The 18,430-nt window shown below is 63.4% G+C and carries 17 protein-coding genes; 13 read left to right on the top strand and 4 right to left on the bottom strand.

Annotation, left to right across the window (positions count from 1 at the left end):
* Window positions 1-56: 56 nt before the first annotated feature.
* Window positions 57-1,010: a sugar-binding transcriptional regulator gene (locus M2267_RS19080; protein WP_043620734.1), complete on the bottom strand. Its 954-nt coding sequence runs from the start codon at window positions 1,008-1,010 to the stop codon at window positions 57-59.
* 314 nt (window positions 1,011-1,324) lie between these two features.
* Here M2267_RS19080 and M2267_RS19085 point away from each other — a divergent pair, with 314 nt between their 5' ends.
* Window positions 1,325-2,686, top strand: a complete 1,362-nt coding sequence (locus M2267_RS19085; RefSeq protein ID WP_429116184.1) for an NAD(P)-dependent oxidoreductase — start codon at window positions 1,325-1,327, stop codon at window positions 2,684-2,686.
* 20 nt (window positions 2,687-2,706) lie between these two features.
* Entirely contained in the window at window positions 2,707-4,020 is a 1,314-nt protein-coding gene (preA, locus tag M2267_RS19090; RefSeq protein ID WP_104668042.1) for an NAD-dependent dihydropyrimidine dehydrogenase subunit PreA, read from the top strand.
* A 76-nt stretch (window positions 4,021-4,096) separates the two neighbouring features.
* Here preA and M2267_RS19095 read toward each other — a convergent pair whose 3' ends face one another.
* A complete protein-coding gene (locus M2267_RS19095; protein WP_429116186.1) occupies window positions 4,097-5,119 on the bottom strand; it encodes a zinc-dependent alcohol dehydrogenase family protein in 1,023 nt (340 codons plus the stop codon).
* Between the two features lie 107 nt (window positions 5,120-5,226).
* Between M2267_RS19095 and M2267_RS19100 the strand changes: the two genes are divergently transcribed.
* The 3 genes from M2267_RS19100 to M2267_RS19110 all read left to right on the top strand — a co-directional run bounded on the left by M2267_RS19100 (window position 5,227) and on the right by M2267_RS19110 (window position 9,209).
* A complete protein-coding gene (locus M2267_RS19100; protein WP_429116188.1) occupies window positions 5,227-6,126 on the top strand; it encodes a LysR family transcriptional regulator in 900 nt (299 codons plus the stop codon).
* A 327-nt stretch (window positions 6,127-6,453) separates the two neighbouring features.
* Window positions 6,454-8,130 (top strand): adenylate/guanylate cyclase domain-containing protein, encoded by a 1,677-nt coding sequence (locus tag M2267_RS19105; RefSeq protein ID WP_043620745.1) that lies wholly within the window; start codon window positions 6,454-6,456, stop codon window positions 8,128-8,130.
* Between the two features lie 149 nt (window positions 8,131-8,279).
* Window positions 8,280-9,209: a DMT family transporter gene (locus M2267_RS19110; protein WP_429116189.1), complete on the top strand. Its 930-nt coding sequence runs from the start codon at window positions 8,280-8,282 to the stop codon at window positions 9,207-9,209.
* A gap of 17 nt (window positions 9,210-9,226) precedes the next feature.
* On the opposite strand, the gene M2267_RS19115 is transcribed toward M2267_RS19110, so the two are convergent.
* Window positions 9,227-9,880, bottom strand: a complete 654-nt coding sequence (locus M2267_RS19115) for a TetR family transcriptional regulator C-terminal domain-containing protein (protein WP_402320278.1) — start codon at window positions 9,878-9,880, stop codon at window positions 9,227-9,229.
* 280 nt (window positions 9,881-10,160) lie between these two features.
* On the opposite strand from M2267_RS19115, the gene M2267_RS19120 reads away from it, so the two are divergent.
* Window positions 10,161-11,411, top strand: a complete 1,251-nt coding sequence (locus tag M2267_RS19120; RefSeq protein ID WP_429116191.1) for a Zn-dependent hydrolase — start codon at window positions 10,161-10,163, stop codon at window positions 11,409-11,411.
* An 83-nt stretch (window positions 11,412-11,494) separates the two neighbouring features.
* Window positions 11,495-12,949, top strand: a complete 1,455-nt coding sequence (hydA, locus tag M2267_RS19125; protein ID WP_429116193.1) for a dihydropyrimidinase — start codon at window positions 11,495-11,497, stop codon at window positions 12,947-12,949.
* 93 nt (window positions 12,950-13,042) lie between these two features.
* Here hydA and M2267_RS19130 read toward each other — a convergent pair whose 3' ends face one another.
* On the bottom strand, window positions 13,043-13,456 hold the full coding sequence (locus tag M2267_RS19130; RefSeq protein WP_429116195.1) for a cupin domain-containing protein: 414 nt from the start codon (window positions 13,454-13,456) through the stop codon (window positions 13,043-13,045).
* A 121-nt stretch (window positions 13,457-13,577) separates the two neighbouring features.
* Here M2267_RS19130 and M2267_RS19135 point away from each other — a divergent pair, with 121 nt between their 5' ends.
* Genes M2267_RS19135 through M2267_RS19160 form a run of 6 tightly spaced genes read left to right on the top strand, consistent with a single transcriptional unit; the run spans window position 13,578 to window position 17,952 of the window.
* Window positions 13,578-14,369, top strand: a complete 792-nt coding sequence (locus M2267_RS19135) for an ABC transporter ATP-binding protein (protein ID WP_429116197.1) — start codon at window positions 13,578-13,580, stop codon at window positions 14,367-14,369.
* Window positions 14,359-14,823 carry an N-acetyltransferase family protein gene (locus M2267_RS19140; RefSeq protein WP_429116199.1) on the top strand — a complete coding sequence of 155 codons (465 nt, stop codon included), beginning with the start codon at window positions 14,359-14,361 and terminating at the stop codon, window positions 14,821-14,823. Before M2267_RS19135 ends, M2267_RS19140 begins: the two co-directional genes overlap by 11 nt.
* Window positions 14,820-15,155, top strand: coding sequence for a hypothetical protein (locus M2267_RS19145; RefSeq protein WP_402320292.1), 336 nt, complete (start codon window positions 14,820-14,822; stop codon window positions 15,153-15,155). Before M2267_RS19140 ends, M2267_RS19145 begins: the two co-directional genes overlap by 4 nt.
* 2 nt (window positions 15,156-15,157) lie before the next feature.
* Window positions 15,158-16,042, top strand: coding sequence for an ABC transporter permease (locus M2267_RS19150; protein ID WP_205238009.1), 885 nt, complete (start codon window positions 15,158-15,160; stop codon window positions 16,040-16,042).
* On the top strand, window positions 16,039-16,908 hold the full coding sequence (locus M2267_RS19155) for an ABC transporter permease (RefSeq protein WP_429116202.1): 870 nt from the start codon (window positions 16,039-16,041) through the stop codon (window positions 16,906-16,908). Before M2267_RS19150 ends, M2267_RS19155 begins: the two co-directional genes overlap by 4 nt.
* A gap of 51 nt (window positions 16,909-16,959) precedes the next feature.
* Window positions 16,960-17,952, top strand: a complete 993-nt coding sequence (locus M2267_RS19160) for an ABC transporter substrate-binding protein (protein ID WP_043620767.1) — start codon at window positions 16,960-16,962, stop codon at window positions 17,950-17,952.
* Window positions 17,953-18,430: the final 478 nt, after the last annotated feature.

Raw genomic sequence — 18,430 nt, forward strand, 5'->3', positions numbered from 1 at the left:
CGCAAATGCGAAAGGCCGGCGCATTGGCCGGCCTTTTCAAACGTTTCGCATTACGCTCAAGCGTTGAGCAGATAGCTCGCAGTCGCCTCATCGGTGATAAGGCCGTTGATAATTCCGCCCTTTACCGCCGCCCTCAGCGCCTCATATTTGCGCCGGCCCTTGGCAAGCCCGATCACCGAGGCCTTGTCGCGCGGCGGCAAGGGAACGGACGCGACGCGCTCGTTGAAGCTGCCCGAGAGCAACGCGCCGTCATGATCGAACATCCAGCCGCAGATCTCGCCCGCAGCACCCGCCTTGGTCAGGCCGGCCATCTCCTCTTGCGCCAGAAACCCGTCCTGGCAGAGCGGCGCATCGGGCCCGAGTTCGCCGACGCCGACGAAGGCGACATTGGCCTCGGCGCCGAGCTTGAGCGCCACCTGCACCAGGCTCTGGCTGTGCAACACCTCGCGCTCCTCGGCCGAAGCGGCGAGCACCGGCAGCGGCATCGGAAAATGCCGCGCCTTGACCGCATCGGCCATGCTGAAGATGACGTTGTAATAGGCGGCCGAGCCGTCGAGGCCGATATTGCCGGTGAGCGACACGATGCGGTGTTGCGGACATTCCATCGGCGGCAACTGGTCGACCGCCGCCTTCAGCGTGCGGCCGGTACCGATCGCCAGCACCTGCGGCTCCGGCGATTTCAGCCAGCGCTCGATCTCGGCAGCACCCGCCTCCGCGATGCCGACGGTCGTCGAGGTCGAGCCCGGATCGCTCGGCACCACCTCCACATGTTTCAGCCCGTATTTGTCGCGAAGACCTGCCGCGGCTTCAAGGCAGGCCGCGATCGGATGATCGAGCCGGACCTTGATCAGCCGCTCGGACATGGCGAGCGAAACCAGCCGCTGCGCCGACTGGCGCGAGATCCCCATGACGGTGGCGATCTCGTCCTGGGTTCGGCCGGCGACATAGTATAGCCAGCCAGCCCGGGCAGCATCGTCAAGCCTGTTGTTCGCCTCGCCCCTGCGCGCCATCGCTGTTCTCCGTTCCCCCCCCCGATCACGATACTTTTGGATCCTGTCGATCCAAAAGTATCGTGATCGATCCTCATAAGCAGAGCGGGGTGCGGGCGGAAAACCGCGCACACTTTTCCTCACCCCGCTCTGATCTGCTGCCACTATTGCCCCTCCCTGTCAAACATCGGCCAAGAACAAGGGCTTGGCAGGTCTGCTCCAAAGCCCGGGAGCACAACGCTTTTTGCCCGTTTCGGCCCCAAATTTTTACCGTTTGATAAAAAAATAAAGCGTGTTACCGTTCCATCATCCTGAGAAAACATTGGGAGCCAAAAATGGGAACGACACAATCTGGGATCCTCGGCGGCCGCCTGCCGCTCGGGGAGTACGAGAGCAATTTCTCCGACCTGCATCCGCCGCTCGACAAGCACGAGGCCCTCGTCGCTTCCGACCGCTGTTATTTCTGTCATGACGCGCCGTGCATGACGGCCTGTCCCACCTCCATCGATATCCCGCTGTTCATTCGGCAGATATCGACGGGCAACCCGATCGGATCGGCCAAGACGATCTTTGATCAGAACATCCTGGGCGGCATGTGCGCCCGCGTCTGTCCCACCGAAACGCTCTGCGAACAGGCCTGCGTTCGCAACACCGCCGAGGAGCGCCCGGTCGAGATCGGCCGCCTGCAGCGCTATGCGACCGACGTGGCGATGAAGGAAAACAAGCAGTTCTACACCCGCGCGGAAAGCTCCGGCCGCAAGGTGGCCGTCGTCGGCGCCGGCCCGGCCGGCCTTGCTGCCGCCCATCGGCTCGCCGTCAAGGGCCACGACGTCGTGATCTACGATGCCCGTCCGAAGTCCGGCGGCCTCAACGAATACGGCATTGCCGCCTACAAGTCGGTCGATGACTTCGCCCAGAAGGAAGTCGACTACGTGCTGGCGATCGGCGGCATCGAAGTGCGCCATGGGCAGGCACTCGGCCGCGACTTCACCCTTGCCGACCTTTCGGAGCAATATGACGGCGTCTTCCTCGGCCTCGGCCTTGCCGGCGTAAACGCGTTGCGCCTCGAAGGTGAAAATGCCGAAGGCGTTGACGACGCCGTCGACTTCATCGCAGCGCTTCGCCAGTCGAAGACCAAGGCCGACATTGCGGTCGGGCGCCGCGTCGTCGTTCTCGGCGGCGGCATGACCGCCATCGACGCGGCGGTGCAGGCCAAGCTGCTCGGCGCCGAAGAGGTGACGATCTGCTATCGCCGCGGCAAGGAGCACATGAACGCCTCCGAGTTCGAGCAGGACCTGGCGGCCTCCAAGGGCGTCACCATCCGCCATTGGCTGCAGCCCAAGCGCATCGCCGAGAAGGACGGCAAGGTCGCCGGCATCGAGCTGGAATACACCACGCTCGAAGACGGAAAGCTGACGGCAACCGGCGAAACCGGTATCATTGCCGCCGACCAGATCTTCAAGGCGATCGGCCAGAGCTTCCTCGGCGCAGGCCTCGGCGCGCTGCAACTCGAAGGCGGCCGGATCGTTGCCGACGCCGAAGGCCGCACGTCGCTCCCCAACGTCTGGGCCGGCGGCGACTGCGTGCTCGGCGGTGAAGACCTCACGGTCTCCGCCGTCGCCATGGGCCGCGACGCGGCTGAATTGATCAATCGGGCCTTCGCCGCGGCTCAGCCGCGCGCGAGCGCAGTTGCCTAAGGGATCGGGAGGAGAAACCAATGGCTGATCTTCGCAACAATTTCGTCGGCATCAAATCCCCGAACCCGTTCTGGCTGGCATCCGCGCCGCCGACGGACAAGGCCTACAACGTCGAGCGCGCCTTCAAGGCGGGCTGGGGCGGCGTCGTCTGGAAGACGCTCGGCGAGGAAGGACCGCCGGTCGTCAACGTCAACGGACCGCGCTACGGCGCGATCTGGGGCGCCGACCGCCGCCTGCTGGGCTTGAACAACATCGAGCTCATCACCGACCGCGACCTCTATGTGAACCTGCGCGAAATGAAGCAGGTGAAGATGAACTGGCCGGATCGCGCCCTGATCGCTTCGATCATGGTGCCCTGCGAGGAAGAGGCGTGGAAGGCGATCCTGCCGCTGGTCGAGGAAACCGGCGCTGACGGTATCGAACTCAACTTCGGCTGTCCGCACGGCATGTCCGAGCGCGGCATGGGTGCTGCGGTCGGCCAGGTGCCGGAATACATCGAGATGGTCGTGCGCTGGTGCAAGCAGTACACGCGCATGCCCGTCATCACCAAGCTGACGCCCAACATCACCGACATCCGCAAGCCGGCGCGTGCCGCCAAGGCCGGCGGCACCGACGCCGTGTCGCTGATCAACACGATCAACTCGATCGTTTCCGTCGATCTCGACAACTTCGCCCCCAACCCGACGGTTGGCGGCAAGGGCACCCATGGTGGCTATTGCGGCCCTGCGGTCAAACCGATCGCCCTCAACATGGTCGCCGAGATCGCCCGCGATCCGGAAACCTATGGGCTGCCGATCTCCGGCATCGGCGGCATCACCACCTGGCGCGACGCGGCCGAGTTCCTGGCGCTTGGCGCCGGCAACGTCCAGGTCTGCACCGCGGCGATGACCTACGGCTTCAAGATCGTTCAGGAAATGATCTCGGGCCTTTCCGACTGGATGGATGCCAAGGGTCACCGCAATCTCGACGACATCACCGGGCGCGCGGTGCCGAACGTCACCGACTGGCAGTACCTGAACCTCAACTACATCGCCAAGGCGAAGATCGACCAGGATGCCTGCATCAAGTGCGGTCGCTGCCACATCGCCTGTGAGGACACCTCGCACCAGGCGATCACGCAGTTCGTCAACGGCGTACGGCACTTCGAGGTGATGGAAGACGAGTGCGTCGGCTGCAATCTCTGCGTCAACGTCTGTCCCGTCGAAAACTGCATCACCATGGAAGAGCTGCCGGTCGGCACGATCGATCAGCGTACCGGCAAGCCGGTCGATCCGAACTACGCCAACTGGACCACACACCCGAACAACCCGATGGCCCGCCAGGCCGCGGAATAACGATACCCGAGCGGGTTTGCCCGCACCGCATCGAACGAAGCCGCCGGACCTCCAGCCGGCGGCTTCGTCGTTCAACTCAAACCTCGACGACCACCTTGCCGAACGGACCGCGATCGAGATGCGCGAGCGCGTCCGGCAATTCGGAGAACCGGTAGCGCGCGTCGATCACCGGTTTGATCCCTGTCCGATCGATGGCGCCGACAAGATCTTCCAATGCCCGGCGATGGGCGACGCCGATGCCCTGGATGACTGGCGATTTCAGAAGAACGGGCGTCACCGGCGCAGAGATCTCGGCGCCCTCGAATACCCCGATGACCGAAATCCGCCCTTGCACGGCCACAGCTTGCAGCGACTTGCCGAGATTGGCGCCACCGGCGATCTCCAGGATATGGTCCGCGCCGCGATCGCCGGTGATCTCAAGAACGCGCTCCGCCCAATCCTCGCTCACGCGGTTGATGCCATGGTCGGCGCCCAGAGCAAGCGCGCGCTCGAGCTTTTCCTGGCTCGCCGACGTGACGATAACCTCGGCGCCATGTGCCTTTGCGATCTGCAGGCCGAACAGCGATACGCCGCCGGTGCCCTGCACGACGACGCGGTCGCCGGCCTTCGGATGCCCCTTCTCGACCAGTGCGAACCAGGCCGTCACCCCGGCACAGGGCAAGGTGCTCGCCTCAGCGTCGTCAAGGCTTTCAGGCGCCTTCACGAACCAGCCCTCCGGAAAGGCGACATATTGCGAAGCGACACCCGGATTGAGACCGCCGAGCGCGAAGGAGGTGGGGTGACGGGCCGTGCCCGGCTTCTGGCCGTCGATCCAGGTGGGATCGAAGACGGAGATGACCCGATCGCCCGGCTGGAAGCGGGTGACGCCCCGGCCGACCGCTTCGACCACGCCGGCCATGTCGGAGCCCGGCACGAAAGGGAAGGAAAGCGGCATGCCCATGCCGTTTTCCAAGACCAGCTTGTCGCGGAAATTGAGCGACAGGGCAGTCGTGCGTACCAGCACCTCGCCCGGACCGGCCTCAGGAACGCGTCGTTCGGTAATTTTGAGGTTTTCGGCTCCAAGCGCGCCGACCGTCCATTCCTTCATCAGTCTTGCCATGGTCCGTTCCTTTCACTGGATTGATCTGATGGAGGAAGCATAGCGTTGAATTTATCTCTCCAGTTGCGATAAGAATTCGCCATATTGGTTCTTAAGGGGAGACAATCATGGAGCGGTTGGGAGGCATTTCGATCTTCGTCGAGGCGGTCGACGCCGGTGGATTTTCAGCGGCGGCCGAACGGCTGAACCTCTCGCGCTCCGCTGTCGGCAAGACGATTGCCAAGCTTGAACAAAGACTTGGCGTCCGGCTCTTCCATCGCACGACCCGCACACAGAGCCTGACGGCCGAAGGCCAGCTCTATTATGAAAGTTGCCTCAGAGCCGTTGGTGAGATTCGTGCCGGCGAAGCACTGCTGGAGTCGGGCAAGCAGGAGATCAGAGGTCGGCTGCGCATGTCCCTGCCCGTGGTTTTCGGACGGCAATGCGTCATGCCGCTCTTGTCGGAACTGCTGGGTCAGCACCCGCTCCTGGAACTCGACGTCAATTTCAGCGACCGCAGGGTCGATCTTGTCGAGGACGGATTCGATCTCGCCATTCGCACAGGTCCGCTGCCCGATGAACCCGACTTGATGGCGCGCAAGGTTGCCGACCAGCCCATGACGGTCTGCGCCTCCCCCGCCTACCTGCAGCGGCACGGCACGCCGCGCAGCATCGATGACCTTCCTGGCCATCAAGCGATCCTTTATCGGCGCAGCAGCGATGCGCTTTCCTGGTCCTTCCCGATCAAGGGAGCGGCACCCCGGCAGGTGACGCCGCCGGCGCGGCTGAAACTCGACGACCTGACCTCGATCGCGGATGCGGCGGCAGACGGCTTCGGCCTTGCCTGGCTGCCGTGCTGGCTGGTGCGCAGTCACATCGACTCAGGACGGCTCGTCCGCATTCTTGCTGATGTGCCCGCCCTCTCCTTCGCAGCCCATGTCGTGTGGCCGCGCACGCAATACATGCCGCCGAAATTGCGGCTGATGATCGACACGCTGGCCGATCGACTGGCCCCCATGATGCAATGATCCGCGGAGCATTCCTGCTTCCGAAGGCGGCGGCGTGCGGAGAGTGGCCGGCATTGGCGGCCGCTTCGCCCGGCTCTGCGGATCGCGCCCGCACCCGAGCGCGGACCGACGGCCGAATTCCGTTGAATAGCCTTCCCAGCCGATAACGAACAGGACACGAAAACGAAACAGATTGTGTAAAAATGGTAAGTTGTCGGCTCGCACGATCTGGATAATAAGGGAGAACTCATACGGGGTGCGCCGCGGGCTCGATCAGGGCCGTAGCGCTGTCTCCGACGGTTTTGACACTGCAGCCGGACGACGCTCCGGCAGAGCCGGACTTGTTGCTTGACGATCATTTCGGCCAACCGACGCAAGCGAATTCACCTCGTCTCCGGGGCCATCCTCGGTACGTTCGTCCTGGCGCATTTCTTCAATCATTCGCTCGGCCTGATCTCCATCGAGGCGATGGAAACCGCCCGCAGGGGCTTCAATCTCATCTGGCACAGCCTGCCCGGCACGGTGCTGCTCTATGGCGCCCTGCTTTTGCACTTCGTCATGGCGCTCGAAAGCATCTACCGCCGGCAGACACTCAGAATGCCGGCGCGCGAGGCGCTGAAGATCGTCTTCGGTCTGAGCCTGCCCTTCCTGCTGATCGGCCATGTCACCGCCGCGCGCGTCGAGCCTCTCCTCACCGGGATCGACGCCGACTATCCGGACATGCTCCGCACGCTCTGGTCGAATTCGTTCAACGCCATCAGGCAGTCCGTCGCCCTGCTGCTCGTCTGGGGCCACGGCTGCCTCGGAGCCTGGTTCTGGATGCGTGGCCGGGCCTGGTTCCCGCGCTACGAAATCCTGCTCTACACGGTCGCGATCCTGGTGCCGATCTTCGCGTTGCTCGGCTTCGTCAGCGGCGCCCGCTCGATGGAGGACGGTTACGCCGAACATGGCGGCTACGGCGACCGTTCTTATTCGAAGCCTCAGTTCGACCTGACGCTCCTGGAGGATATTCGGCTCGGCCTCTATTTCGGCTTCGGCGGCCTGATCGCCGGCACCTTCCTGCTGCGGGCCATGCCGAAGGGTGGGCGTATTCGCGTCCGCTACCCCGACGGCCGGGTCGCCACCGTCAATCTCGGCTTCAGCGTGCTCGAAGCAAGCCGCGCGGCCGGCATTGCACATGTCTCGGTCTGCGGCGGCCGCGGCCGATGCTCGACCTGCCGCGTGCGCATCATCCAGGGCCTTGAAGACCAGCCGCCACCCGAGGATGCGGAGCTTGCGACCCTCACGCGGATCGGCGCGCCCGACAATGTCCGCCTCGCCTGCCAGTTCCGCCCGGTGCACAATGTGACGGTCGTGCCGATCCTCGACAGCGACAGCCTCGGCATCAAGAAGCAGATCGGACGCGAAGGCGGCGAAGGCCGCGAGCGGCGCATCGCCGTGCTCTTCTGCGACCTGCGCGGCTTCACCAGTATTGCCGAACACAAGCTGCCTTTCGACACCGTGTTCCTGCTCAACCGCTACTTCGAGATGGTCGGCGAAGCCGTCGAGGATTCCGGTGGCGTCATCGACAAGTTCATCGGCGACGGCGCTTTGGCGATCTTCGGCCTGAAGAGCACCTATACCGAGGCCTGCCGCCAGTCGCTTGCCGCCGCCGTGCGCATATCCAAAGGCCTCGAAACGCTGAACCAGACCTTCCGCGGCGAGCTCGACGAACCGCTGCGCATCGCCATGGGTCTGCACGCAGGCCCGGCGATCATCGGCGAGATCGGCTACGGCCAGGCGACATCGCTGACGGCGGTCGGCGATACCATCAACACCGCGAGCCGGCTCGAGGGCCTCGCCAAGGAACATGACGTGCAACTGGCCGTCTCGGCCGAGCTCGTCAACCGCGCGGGCCTGGTGATCGAAGGGCACGAGCGACTGGACATCGGCCTGCGCGGCCGGCAGGCGACGCTCGAAACCTGGATCGTCGAGGACGCCGCACGCATCTCCGAGGCCTTGCAGCCAGCCCCGTCAAACGCGTAAGGCAACGCTTGAATGCGTGAAACAGTTTCACGCCCGACGTTGCATACGTTCAAGCCGTTGGATCTTTTCACGGTTTCAATGAGGCGCTGAAATGATCTAGTAGTAGAGATCCTTCCCGCCCTCGCCGCCGATCCAATCCGGAAGCCCGCATGAAACAGGACGTCTCCCCGAAAACCGCGCACCAGGTTCATGCGAAAGGCGCCGAGAAGCTGAAGGCGCACCTGGCGATGATGACCTTCGCCGTCCTGATCGCCGGCTCCTTTTCCTTCGGCGGCCTTGCCACCCAACATATGGGCGCCGGGCCGCTGACGCTCTGGCGCTATCTGTTGACCGTCGTGGTCCTTGGCCTTCTCACCTTCGGCTATGCCCGCGTGCCGTTTCATTTCCCCAGGCAAGCATGGCGCTTCGTGATCCTCGGCGGGCTGATCGCTGTCTACATGCTGACGATGTTCAAGGCGCTGGAGTTCACCAGCCCGGTTTCGACAGGCGCGGTCTTCACGCTGATGCCGCTCTTGAGCGCCGGATTCGCGTTCGTGTTGCTCGGTCAGCATACCCGCCCGGGCGTGCTCGCCGGGCTCATTATCGCCGCCCTTGGCGCCGTCTGGGTGATCTTTCGCGCCGATGTCGGCGCGATCCTTGCCTTCGACGTCGGCCAGGGCGAATTGATCTTCTTCGTCGGCGTCGTCTGCCACGCGGTCTATGTGCCTCTGATCCGCAAGTTCGGCCGAGAGGAAAGTCCCTTCGCCTTCGGATTCTGGGTGGCGGTCTTCACCGTGCCCTGGCTGCTGGTGCCCGGCGGCGTCGGCCTCGTCACCGCCGATTTTGCCGCACTTCCGGCAATCGTCTGGATGGCCGTGCTCTATCTTGCCGTGGTTACGACCGCGATCACCTTCCTGCTTTTGCAGTACGCTTCGATGCGGCTGCCGGCATCGAAGGTGCTCGGCTACGGCTACCTGACGCCAAGCTTCATCATCCTGCTCGAAGGTCTGCTCGGTCACGGCTGGACCAGCCTGCCGGTGCTTGCCGGCGCGCTCACCACCGCCTGCGGCCTGCTCTTGATGGCGCTGCTGCCCGATTGAAAATCAGAAAGAGCGGCTCAGACCACCGGCTGCTCGCTCACCTGCAGCCCGTCGACGAAGAGCCGCTCGAGAAAGCGTGCCGCATCCTCGAAACGTCCATCCCCGGCATTGCCCTGGCCGAGCACGGCGCGCACCTGCACATCGAAGTCGGCATAGTGCTGGGTGGTGGACCAGATCGCAAAGATCAGGTGATAGGGATCGCATTTGGCGATCTTGCCGGCCTTGGCCCAGGCGCGGATCACCTCCGCCTTCTCGTCGACCAGCGACTTCAGCGGTCCTTTTAGCTCGTCCTCGATATGCGGCGCGCCCTGCAGCACCTCGTTGGCGAAGAGCCGGCTTTCGCGCGGATAGTCACGCGCCATTTCGAGCTTGCGCCGGATATAGCTGCGGATTTCGGCGACCGGGTTCCCCTCGGCGTTGAACTCCCGCAAGGGGTCAAGCCAGGTGTCGAGCACGCGGTCGATCAGCGCCCGGTGCATCGCCTCCTTGGTGCGGAAATAATAGAGCAGATTGGGCTTCGACATGCCCGCCACTTCGGCGATCTGGTCGACGGTCGAGCCGCGAAAACCGTTGGCGGAAAAGACTTCGAGCGCCGCCTCGAGAATGCGCTCTTCCTTCTCCCCCTGTATCCGGGTCCGCCTCTGGGTCCTGGCAGCTCTCGGTAATACCATCTGTCCCCCTGGCGATGCCCGCGCCTCGTCGCGCAGGAACCGGCTGCCCAATTTCTGGCCTCGCCATCTTCTTGGGCAACAACTTCGTTTTTTTGTTTTTCCGGCTTGAGTGCCGCAACGGAAGTTGTAATGTTTACCAACCGGTCAAATTATCAGCCAGTTCACCGCCAAAGGCAACGGCTGATCGAAGGGCACCAGAAAAAACCAAGCCTGGATTTGACCACGGGAACATAAGGGCGCGCCGATCAAGGCAAAGCCCTGAAAAGATGAGGAGACCGCCGTGGCTGCACCTGGCGAGAACATGCGCGTCAATGCCGACCGCCTGTGGGATTCACTTATGGAAATGGCAAAGATCGGCCCTGGTGTCGCGGGCGGCAACAACCGCCAGACGCTGACCGACGAGGACGCCGAAGGGCGCCGGCTGTTCCAGTCCTGGTGCGAAAAGGCCGGCCTTACCATGGGCGTCGACACCATGGGCAATATGTTCTTCACCCGCCCCGGCACCGACCCGGATGCCCTGCCCGTCTATATCGGCTCACACCTCGACACCCAGCCGACCGGCGGCAAATATGACGGCGTGCTCGGCGTGCTCTCGGGCCTTGAGGTCGTTCGCTCGATGAACGATCTCGGCATCAAGACCAAGCACCCCATCGTCGTCACCAACTGGACCAACGAGGAAGGCGCGCGCTTTGCGCCCGCCATGCTTGCGTCCGGCGTCTTTGCCGGCGTGCTCACCCAGGACTTCGCCTATGGCCGCAAGGACCCGGAAGGCAAGACCTTCGGTGACGAGTTGAAGCGCATCGGCTGGCTAGGCGACGAAGAAGTCGGCGCCCGCAAGATGCACGCCTATTTCGAATATCACATCGAGCAGGGCCCGATCCTCGAGGCCGAGGGCAAGGACATCGGCGTCGTTACGCACTGTCAGGGCCTGTGGTGGCTGGAGTTCACGCTGACCGGCCGCGAAGCCCATACGGGTTCGACCCCGATGAACATGCGCGTCAACGCCGGCCTTGCCATGGCCCGCATCCTGGAAATGGTCCAGGGCGTCGCCATGGAGAACCAGCCGGGCGCCGTCGGCGGCGTCGGCCAGGTGTTTTTCTCGCCCAATTCCCGCAACGTGCTGCCGGGCAAGGTGGTCTTCACCGTCGACATCCGCTCGCCCGACAAGGCCAAGCTCGACCGCATGCGCGCCAAGATCGAGGCCGAAGCGCCAAAAATCACCGACGCGCTCGGCGTCGGCTGTTCCATCGAGGCGATCGGCCACTTCGAGCCGGTCACCTTCGACCCGAAACTGGTCAGTGCCGTGCGCAACGCCGCCGAGCACCTCGGCTACAGCCACATGAACCTCATCTCAGGCGCCGGGCATGACGCCTGCTGGGCCGCGAAGGTCGCGCCGACGACGATGATCATGTGCCCCTGCGTCGGAGGCCTCAGCCACAACGAGGCGGAGGACATCTCCAGGGAGTGGGCCAGCGCCGGAGCCGACGTCCTCTTCCACGCCGTCGTCGAAACGGCCGAAATCGTCGAATGAGTTTTGCGGGCGGGACGAAAGTTCCGCCCTTTTTCGTGGCGGCCATGCGGCTGCCGGAAGCGCAATCGCGAGGATCAAGAACCATGAGCACTGTCATCAAGGGTGGAACCATCGTCACGGCCGACCTGACCTACAAGGCGGACGTCAAGATCGAGGGCGGAAAGATCGTCGAGATCGGCCCGAACCTCTCCGGAACGGAAACGCTGGATGCCAGCGGCTGTTACATCATGCCCGGCGGCATCGACCCGCACACCCATCTCGAAATGCCCTTCATGGGCACCTATTCCTCGGACGATTTCGAAAGCGGCACGCGCGCAGCGCTCGCCGGCGGCACGACCATGGTCGTCGATTTCGCGCTGCCCTCGCCCAACCAGTCGCTGCTCGAAGCGCTCACCATGTGGGACAACAAGTCCACCCGCGCGAACTGCGACTATTCCTTCCACATGGCGATCACCTGGTGGAGCGAGCAGGTCTTCAACGAGATGGAGACGATCGTCAAGGACAAGGGCATCAACACCTTCAAGCACTTTATGGCCTACAAGGGTGCTTTGATGGTGGACGACGACGAGATGTTCTCGTCTTTCCAGCGCTGCGCCGCCCTTGGCGCGCTGCCCTTGGTCCATGCCGAAAACGGCGACGTCGTCGCCCAGTTGCAGGCAAAGCTTCTTGCCGAAGGCAACAACGGGCCGGAAGCCCATGCCTATTCACGTCCCGCCGAAGTCGAGGGCGAAGCGACCAACCGCGCGATCATGATCGCCGACATGGCCGGCTGCCCGGTCTATATCGTCCACACATCCTGCGAACAGGCGCATGAAGCGATCCGCCGTGCCCGCGCCAAGGGCATGCGCGTCTTCGGCGAGCCGCTGATCCAGCACCTGACGCTCGACGAAACCGAGTATTTCAACAAGGACTGGGACCATGCGGCCCGCCGCGTGATGTCGCCGCCCTTCCGCAACAAGCTGCATCAGGACTCGCTTTGGGCGGGCCTCGCCTCCGGCTCGCTGCAGGTGGTGGCGACGGACCATTGCGCCTTTACCTCCGAGCAGAAGCGCTTCGGCGTCGGCGATTTCACCAAGATCCCGAACGGCACCGGTGGTCTCGAAGACCGCATGCCGATGCTGTGGACCCATGGCGTCAACACCGGCCGCATCACCATGAACGAGTTCGTGGCCGTGACCTCGACCAATATCGCCAAGATCCTCAACATCTACCCGAAGAAGGGCGCGATCCTCGTCGGCGCCGATGCCGACCTCGTCGTCTGGGATCCGAAGCGCTCAAAGACGATCTCCGCCAAAAGCCAGCAGTCGGCGATCGACTACAACGTCTTCGAGGGCAAGGAAGTGAAAGGCCTGCCGCGCTTCACCCTCACCCGCGGCGTCGTCGCGATCGAGGAAAGCACGATCAAGACCCGCGAGGGCCACGGCGAGTTCGTCCGACGCGACCCCTTCCCGGCCGTCAGCTCCGCCCTTTCGACCTGGAAGGAAGTCACCGCCCCCCGCGCCGTCCAGCGCACCGGCATTCCGGCCACGGGCGTTTGAGGCCTCATGTTTCGCGGCTTGCACGTCTTCGCGCCGCTCTGTCCCATCGGACATGTCCCGCCACCATGGCGGGGCGCTTCGGCCTGGGAGCCGTCAGCCGGGCACGAGGTGATCGAGCTCGGGAAGCAGCACGAGGCTTTCGCGCTGGTTCGGGTCCGTGCGCGCGATGACGGCCGAACAGGGCGCGTTCGAGCGGTTCTCCGGCAGATGCGGCATGCCGGCGGGGATGTAGACCATCTCACCGGCCCGAGCGACGACGTGCTCCTCAAGCCTCGCGCCAAACCAGGTCCAGGCCTCTCCGGAAAGCACGTAGATCGCCGTCTCGTGGCTCTCGTGCAGATGCGCCTTGGCGCGCGCGCCGGGCGGGATCGTCACGATATGCATGCAGAGCCCTGTCGCCCCGACGGTCTCCGCCGCAATGCCCTCGAAATAGTTGAGCCCCTGCTGGCCGGCCACGGCGCCTTCAGGACGAACCACGCGACAGCCCGGATTGGATGATCGAGACATGAGCGTTCTCCAGAATTCCCTGAAAAACCAGCAACAAACGGCTTCGCACCCAAATCCGCGATTGCATGTTGCCGGTCCGGATAGCAGTCTGACACAGACCAGCCAGAATGAGTATTCGCCGATGACGTCCAATACCGCATCCGTGGTTTCGGCCCGGGACCTCTGCCTGACTTTCGAAACCGCCGATGGACCGGTGCATGCGCTGACCGGTGTCAATCTCGACGTCGCCAAAGGAGACTTTGTGTCCTTCATCGGACCGTCCGGCTGCGGCAAGACGACCTTTCTGCGCGTGATCGCCGATCTTGAAAAAGCGACGTCCGGCAAGATCAGCGTCAACGGCATGACGCCCGAGGAAGCGCGCAAGGAGCGCGCCTATGGCTATGTCTTCCAGGCGGCCGCGCTCTATCCCTGGCGCACGATCGAAAACAACATCGCCCTGCCGCTGGAGATCATGGGCTATTCGAAGGAGGAGAAGAAGGCGCGCATCGAGCGCACGCTCGACCTCGTCAACCTCACGGGCTTCGGCAAGAAGTACCCGTGGCAGCTCTCCGGTGGCATGCAGCAGCGCGCCTCCATCGCCCGCGCACTCGCCTTCGATGCCGACCTGCTTCTGATGGACGAGCCCTTTGGCGCGCTTGACGAGATCGTGCGTGACCACCTCAACGAACAGCTGCTGAAGCTCTGGGCGCGCACCAACAAGACGATCTGCTTCGTCACCCATTCGATCCCTGAAGCTGTCTACCTCTCAACCAAGATCGTGGTGATGAGCCCTCGCCCCGGCCGTGTCACCGACGTGATCGAATCGCCGCTGCCGCGCGAACGGCCGCTCGGCATTCGCGAAACGCCCGAGTTCCTCGAAATCGCCCATCGCGTTCGCGAAGGCCTGCGCGCGGGACACAGCTATGACGAATAGCATCGGCATCCGCCGGGCCGAACAGACCGACATGGCCGCCTGCGCCGGCATTCTCAACCGCTGGATCGACGCGACGGCCTGGATGCCGCGGGTGCACGAGCATGCCGATGTCGAACGCTATTACGCCGAGACCGTCTTTGCCGAACGCACCGTGTTCCTGGCCGAGGACGATGGCGAGATCGCCGGCTTCCTTTCCCTCTCCGACGACCACCACGTCACCGCGCTCTATATCGACGAGCGGCACCGTGGCGCCGGCATTGGCGCTCGGCTGATCGACACCGCCAAGGCGATGTCACCGGACGAGTTGAGCCTTTGGACCTTCGAAAACAACCGTGATGCCCAGCGCTTCTACGAGCACCAGGGCTTTAAGGCTGTGCGGCGGACCGACGGCGACAACGAGGAACAGCTGCCGGATATCCTCTATCGCTGGCGCGGCAGGGAGGTGCGGGCATGAACCTTGCCTTTGGCCTCTGGATGCTGCTCGCAACGACGATCTTCCTCGGCGGCGCCACGGCCTCGCGCGCCTATGTCTCCAACAACCACCTCGGCACGCTCTTCCTGGCACTCGGGCTCTACGTGGTCGGCAACATCATCATGGTGAAGCTCATGCGCGAGGGCGGCCTCGGCCTTGCCATCTCGTTGTCGGCGATCGTGCAGCTCGTGATGGTCAATGTCATCGCCTTCACGGTGTTCGGCGAACGACTGAGCCTCACACAGGCCGCCGGCGTGCTTCTTGGCATCGTCGCCATGGGCCTGATGTTGTTGCCCGCAAGCGGAAAGGCGTGACGATGCAGGAACCAAGTTTCATCAGGGACAAGTTGGTGCCGGTCGGCACAGTCGTCCTGCTGCTGATCGCCATCTGGTATGTCGCGGTCGTCTTCCTCAACGCGCCCTTCGAGCGTGATACGGCAGCTCGCGCCGGCACCGAGATCAGCTTTTCCGACATCGTGCGCAACACCATGGCGCAGGAACGTCCGGTCCTGCCGGCACCGCACCAGGTGGTCGCCGAGATCTGGGACACCACCTTCAACAAGGCGATCACCTCCAAGCGCAGCCTCGTCTACCACGCCTGGATCACGCTCTCGGCGACCCTGCTCGGCTTCGGCATCGGTGCAGCACTCGGCATCCTCCTGGCAGTCGGCATCGTGCACAACCGCGCGATGGACCGCTCGCTGATGCCCTGGGTGATCGCCAGCCAAACGATCCCGATCCTCGCCATCGCGCCGATGATCATCGTTGTCCTCAACGCCATCGGCATTTCCGGGCTGTTGCCGAAGGCGCTGATCTCGACCTATCTCTCCTTCTTCCCTGTCGTCGTCGGCATGGTGAAGGGCTTGCGCAGCCCCGAGACGATCCAGCTCGACCTGATGCACACCTACAATGCCTCCTCGGCCCAGACCTTCTGGAAGCTGCGCTGGCCGTCGTCGATGCCCTATCTCTTCACTTCGCTGAAGGTCGCCGTCGCCATTTCGCTGGTCGGCGCCATCGTCGGCGAATTGCCGACCGGTGCTGTCGCCGGCCTCGGCGCGCGGCTGCTTGCCGGCTCCTACTATGGCCAGACGGTCCAGATCTGGGCAGCGCTGTTCATGGCGGCGGCTCTTGCAGCCGTTCTCGTCATGATCGTCGGCTTCGCCCACACCGCCGTCCTCAAGCGCATGGGAGCCAAGCCATGAACCTCCCCGTCCTTGCTGCTGCGATCATCTTCTGGCTCGCCGCCTGGGCCTTCAACGAATGGCTGGTACGCCAGAAATTTGAAAGCGATATCGCCAACAGCGCCGCCCGCTTTGCCGTGCCCCTGCTTTTCGGCATCACCATCCTCGTCCTCTGGGAAGGCGTCGTGCGCGGTTTCCAGGTTCCGTCCGTGCTTTTGCCGGCGCCCTCGATGATCTGGCAGAGGCTGATCAACTCGCTGCCGACGCTTGGCGCCGATTTCCGCCAGACCTTCCTGAAGGCGGTGCTGATCGGATATGCGCTCGGCTGCGGCCTCGGCTTTGCCGTCGCGATCCTGATCGACCGGTCGCCCTTCCTGCAGAAGGGCCTCCTGCCGCTCGGCAATTTCGTCTCGGCCCTTCCCGTCATCGGCGTCGCCCCGATCATGGTCATGTGGTTCGGCTTCGACTGGCAGTCGAAGGTTGCCGTCGTCGTTATCATGACCTTCTTCCCAATGCTGGTGAACACGGTTGCCGGCCTTGCCGCCGCCAGCCACATGGAACGCGACCTGATGCGCACCTACGCTGCCTCCTGGTGGCAGACGCTGGTCAAATTGCGCCTGCCGGCCGCCTGGCCGTTCATCTTCACCGCGCTCAAGATCAACTCGACGCTGGCGCTGATCGGCGCCATCGTCGCCGAGTTCTTCGGGACCCCCATCGTCGGCATGGGGTTCCGGATTTCCACGGAAGTGGGACGCATGAATGTCGACATGGTCTGGGCCGAGATTGCCGTTGCGGCGGTCGCCGGTTCCGCCTTCTACGGGGTGGTCGCACTCATCGAGCGCGCCGTCACCTTCTGGCATCCCTCCATCCGCGGAGGGCGCGCCTGAGCCTGCTTGAAGAACTTAAATAAAACGAAGTAAAAACAAGAGGGAACTGACATGAACAAAAGACTTGCATCGCTTCTCGCCGCAGGCGTCTTTTCGCTCGCAGCGTTCCAGGCTGAAGCCGCCGAAAAGGTGACGCTGCAGCTGAAGTGGGTGACCCAGGCGCAGTTTGCCGGCTACTACGTCGCAAAGGACAAGGGCTTCTACGAAGAAGAAGGCCTCGACGTCGACATCAAGCCCGGCGGTCCGGACATCGCACCGGCCCAGGTGATCGCTGGCGGCGGCGCCGACGTCATCGTCGACTGGATGCCGTCGGCCCTTGCGACCCGCGAAAAGGGCGTGGCCCTCGTCAACATCGCCCAGCCATTCAAGAAGTCGGGCATGATGCTGACCTGCCTGAAGGAAACCGGCGTCACCAGCCCCGACAAATTCAAGGGCCAGACGCTGGGTGTCTGGTTCTTCGGCAACGAATATCCGTTCCTCTCCTGGATGTCGCACCTGAAGATCCCGACCGACGGCGGGCCGAACGGCGTTACCGTGCTGAAGCAGGGCTTCAACGTCGACCCGCTGATCCAGAAGCAGGCCGCCTGCATCTCGACCATGACCTACAACGAGTACTGGCAGGTCATCGACGCCGGCATCAAGCCGGACGACCTGGTGACCTTCAAGTATGAAGACCAGGGCGTGGCGACGCTTGAAGACGGCCTTTACGTGCTTGAGGACAAGCTCAAGGATCCGGCTTTCAAGGACAAGATGGTCAAGTTCGTCCGTGCCTCGATGAAGGGCTGGAAATACGCAGAGCAGAACCCGGACGAGGCCGCCGATATCGTTCTTGAGAACGACTCCACCGGCGCCCAGACGGAGAAGCACCAGAAGCGCATGATGAGCGAAGTGGCGAAGCTCACCGCCGGTTCCAACGGTTCGCTCGACGAGGCAGACTACAAGCGCACCGTCCAGTCGCTGCTTTCGGGCGGTTCCGATCCCGTGATTTCCAAGGAGCCTGAGGGCGCCTGGACCCACGAGATCACCGACGCCGCGCTGAAATAGGACCTGTTTCCACAAAGCAAAAGAGGGTCGCACGGCTCAGTATCGTGCGGCCCTCTTCCGTTTTCTTAGCGGTCGTTCGCATCCGCCAAGCTGCTGCCGGTACCGGGCGTGGGGGTGGTAACGCGGCAAGCAACGGCGCTACCTTTGCTTGCCACTGTCAAGATCGTGTCAAGATCGCAACCATAACCGCAGAACGAACTGAATATTGAGGCACCATCGCTTCGAGCACTCTTGTAAGCGTGCAAGGCCGAGATTACATAGGCGACGATGTTTGTTGGAGGCAGGCATGATGGAGGACGTCTTTTTTCCAGTGCCATGCCTGCGGTAACCGGTCCCAGTTCCGCCCGCGTCTACGGTCTGATACCGTGCACGCGGAGCGCGAAGTGAGGAGAAGCGCAGTCCTCTGTCCCCGTGCAATCGACGGGGCGCGATGTCGGCGCGATAAAATCGCCTGATTGCCCGTGGATCCTGCCTTGAG

The organism is Ensifer sp. KUDG1 (assembly GCF_050434285.1).
Lineage (GTDB): Bacteria > Pseudomonadota > Alphaproteobacteria > Rhizobiales > Rhizobiaceae > Ensifer.

Coding starts and splice junctions, on each gene's coding strand:
- M2267_RS19080 (WP_043620734.1), bottom strand. CDS start 1,010: ATGGCGCGCAGGGGCGAGGCGAACAACAGGCTTGACGATGCTGCCCGG.
- M2267_RS19085 (WP_429116184.1), top strand. CDS start 1,325: ATGGGAACGACACAATCTGGGATCCTCGGCGGCCGCCTGCCGCTCGGG.
- preA (WP_104668042.1), top strand. CDS start 2,707: ATGGCTGATCTTCGCAACAATTTCGTCGGCATCAAATCCCCGAACCCG.
- M2267_RS19095 (WP_429116186.1), bottom strand. CDS start 5,119: ATGGCAAGACTGATGAAGGAATGGACGGTCGGCGCGCTTGGAGCCGAA.
- M2267_RS19100 (WP_429116188.1), top strand. CDS start 5,227: ATGGAGCGGTTGGGAGGCATTTCGATCTTCGTCGAGGCGGTCGACGCC.
- M2267_RS19110 (WP_429116189.1), top strand. CDS start 8,280: ATGAAACAGGACGTCTCCCCGAAAACCGCGCACCAGGTTCATGCGAAA.
- M2267_RS19115 (WP_402320278.1), bottom strand. CDS start 9,880: ATGGTATTACCGAGAGCTGCCAGGACCCAGAGGCGGACCCGGATACAG.
- hydA (WP_429116193.1), top strand. CDS start 11,495: ATGAGCACTGTCATCAAGGGTGGAACCATCGTCACGGCCGACCTGACC.
- M2267_RS19130 (WP_429116195.1), bottom strand. CDS start 13,456: ATGTCTCGATCATCCAATCCGGGCTGTCGCGTGGTTCGTCCTGAAGGC.
- M2267_RS19135 (WP_429116197.1), top strand. CDS start 13,578: ATGACGTCCAATACCGCATCCGTGGTTTCGGCCCGGGACCTCTGCCTG.
- M2267_RS19140 (WP_429116199.1), top strand. CDS start 14,359: ATGACGAATAGCATCGGCATCCGCCGGGCCGAACAGACCGACATGGCC.
- M2267_RS19145 (WP_402320292.1), top strand. CDS start 14,820: ATGAACCTTGCCTTTGGCCTCTGGATGCTGCTCGCAACGACGATCTTC.
- M2267_RS19150 (WP_205238009.1), top strand. CDS start 15,158: ATGCAGGAACCAAGTTTCATCAGGGACAAGTTGGTGCCGGTCGGCACA.
- M2267_RS19155 (WP_429116202.1), top strand. CDS start 16,039: ATGAACCTCCCCGTCCTTGCTGCTGCGATCATCTTCTGGCTCGCCGCC.
- M2267_RS19160 (WP_043620767.1), top strand. CDS start 16,960: ATGAACAAAAGACTTGCATCGCTTCTCGCCGCAGGCGTCTTTTCGCTC.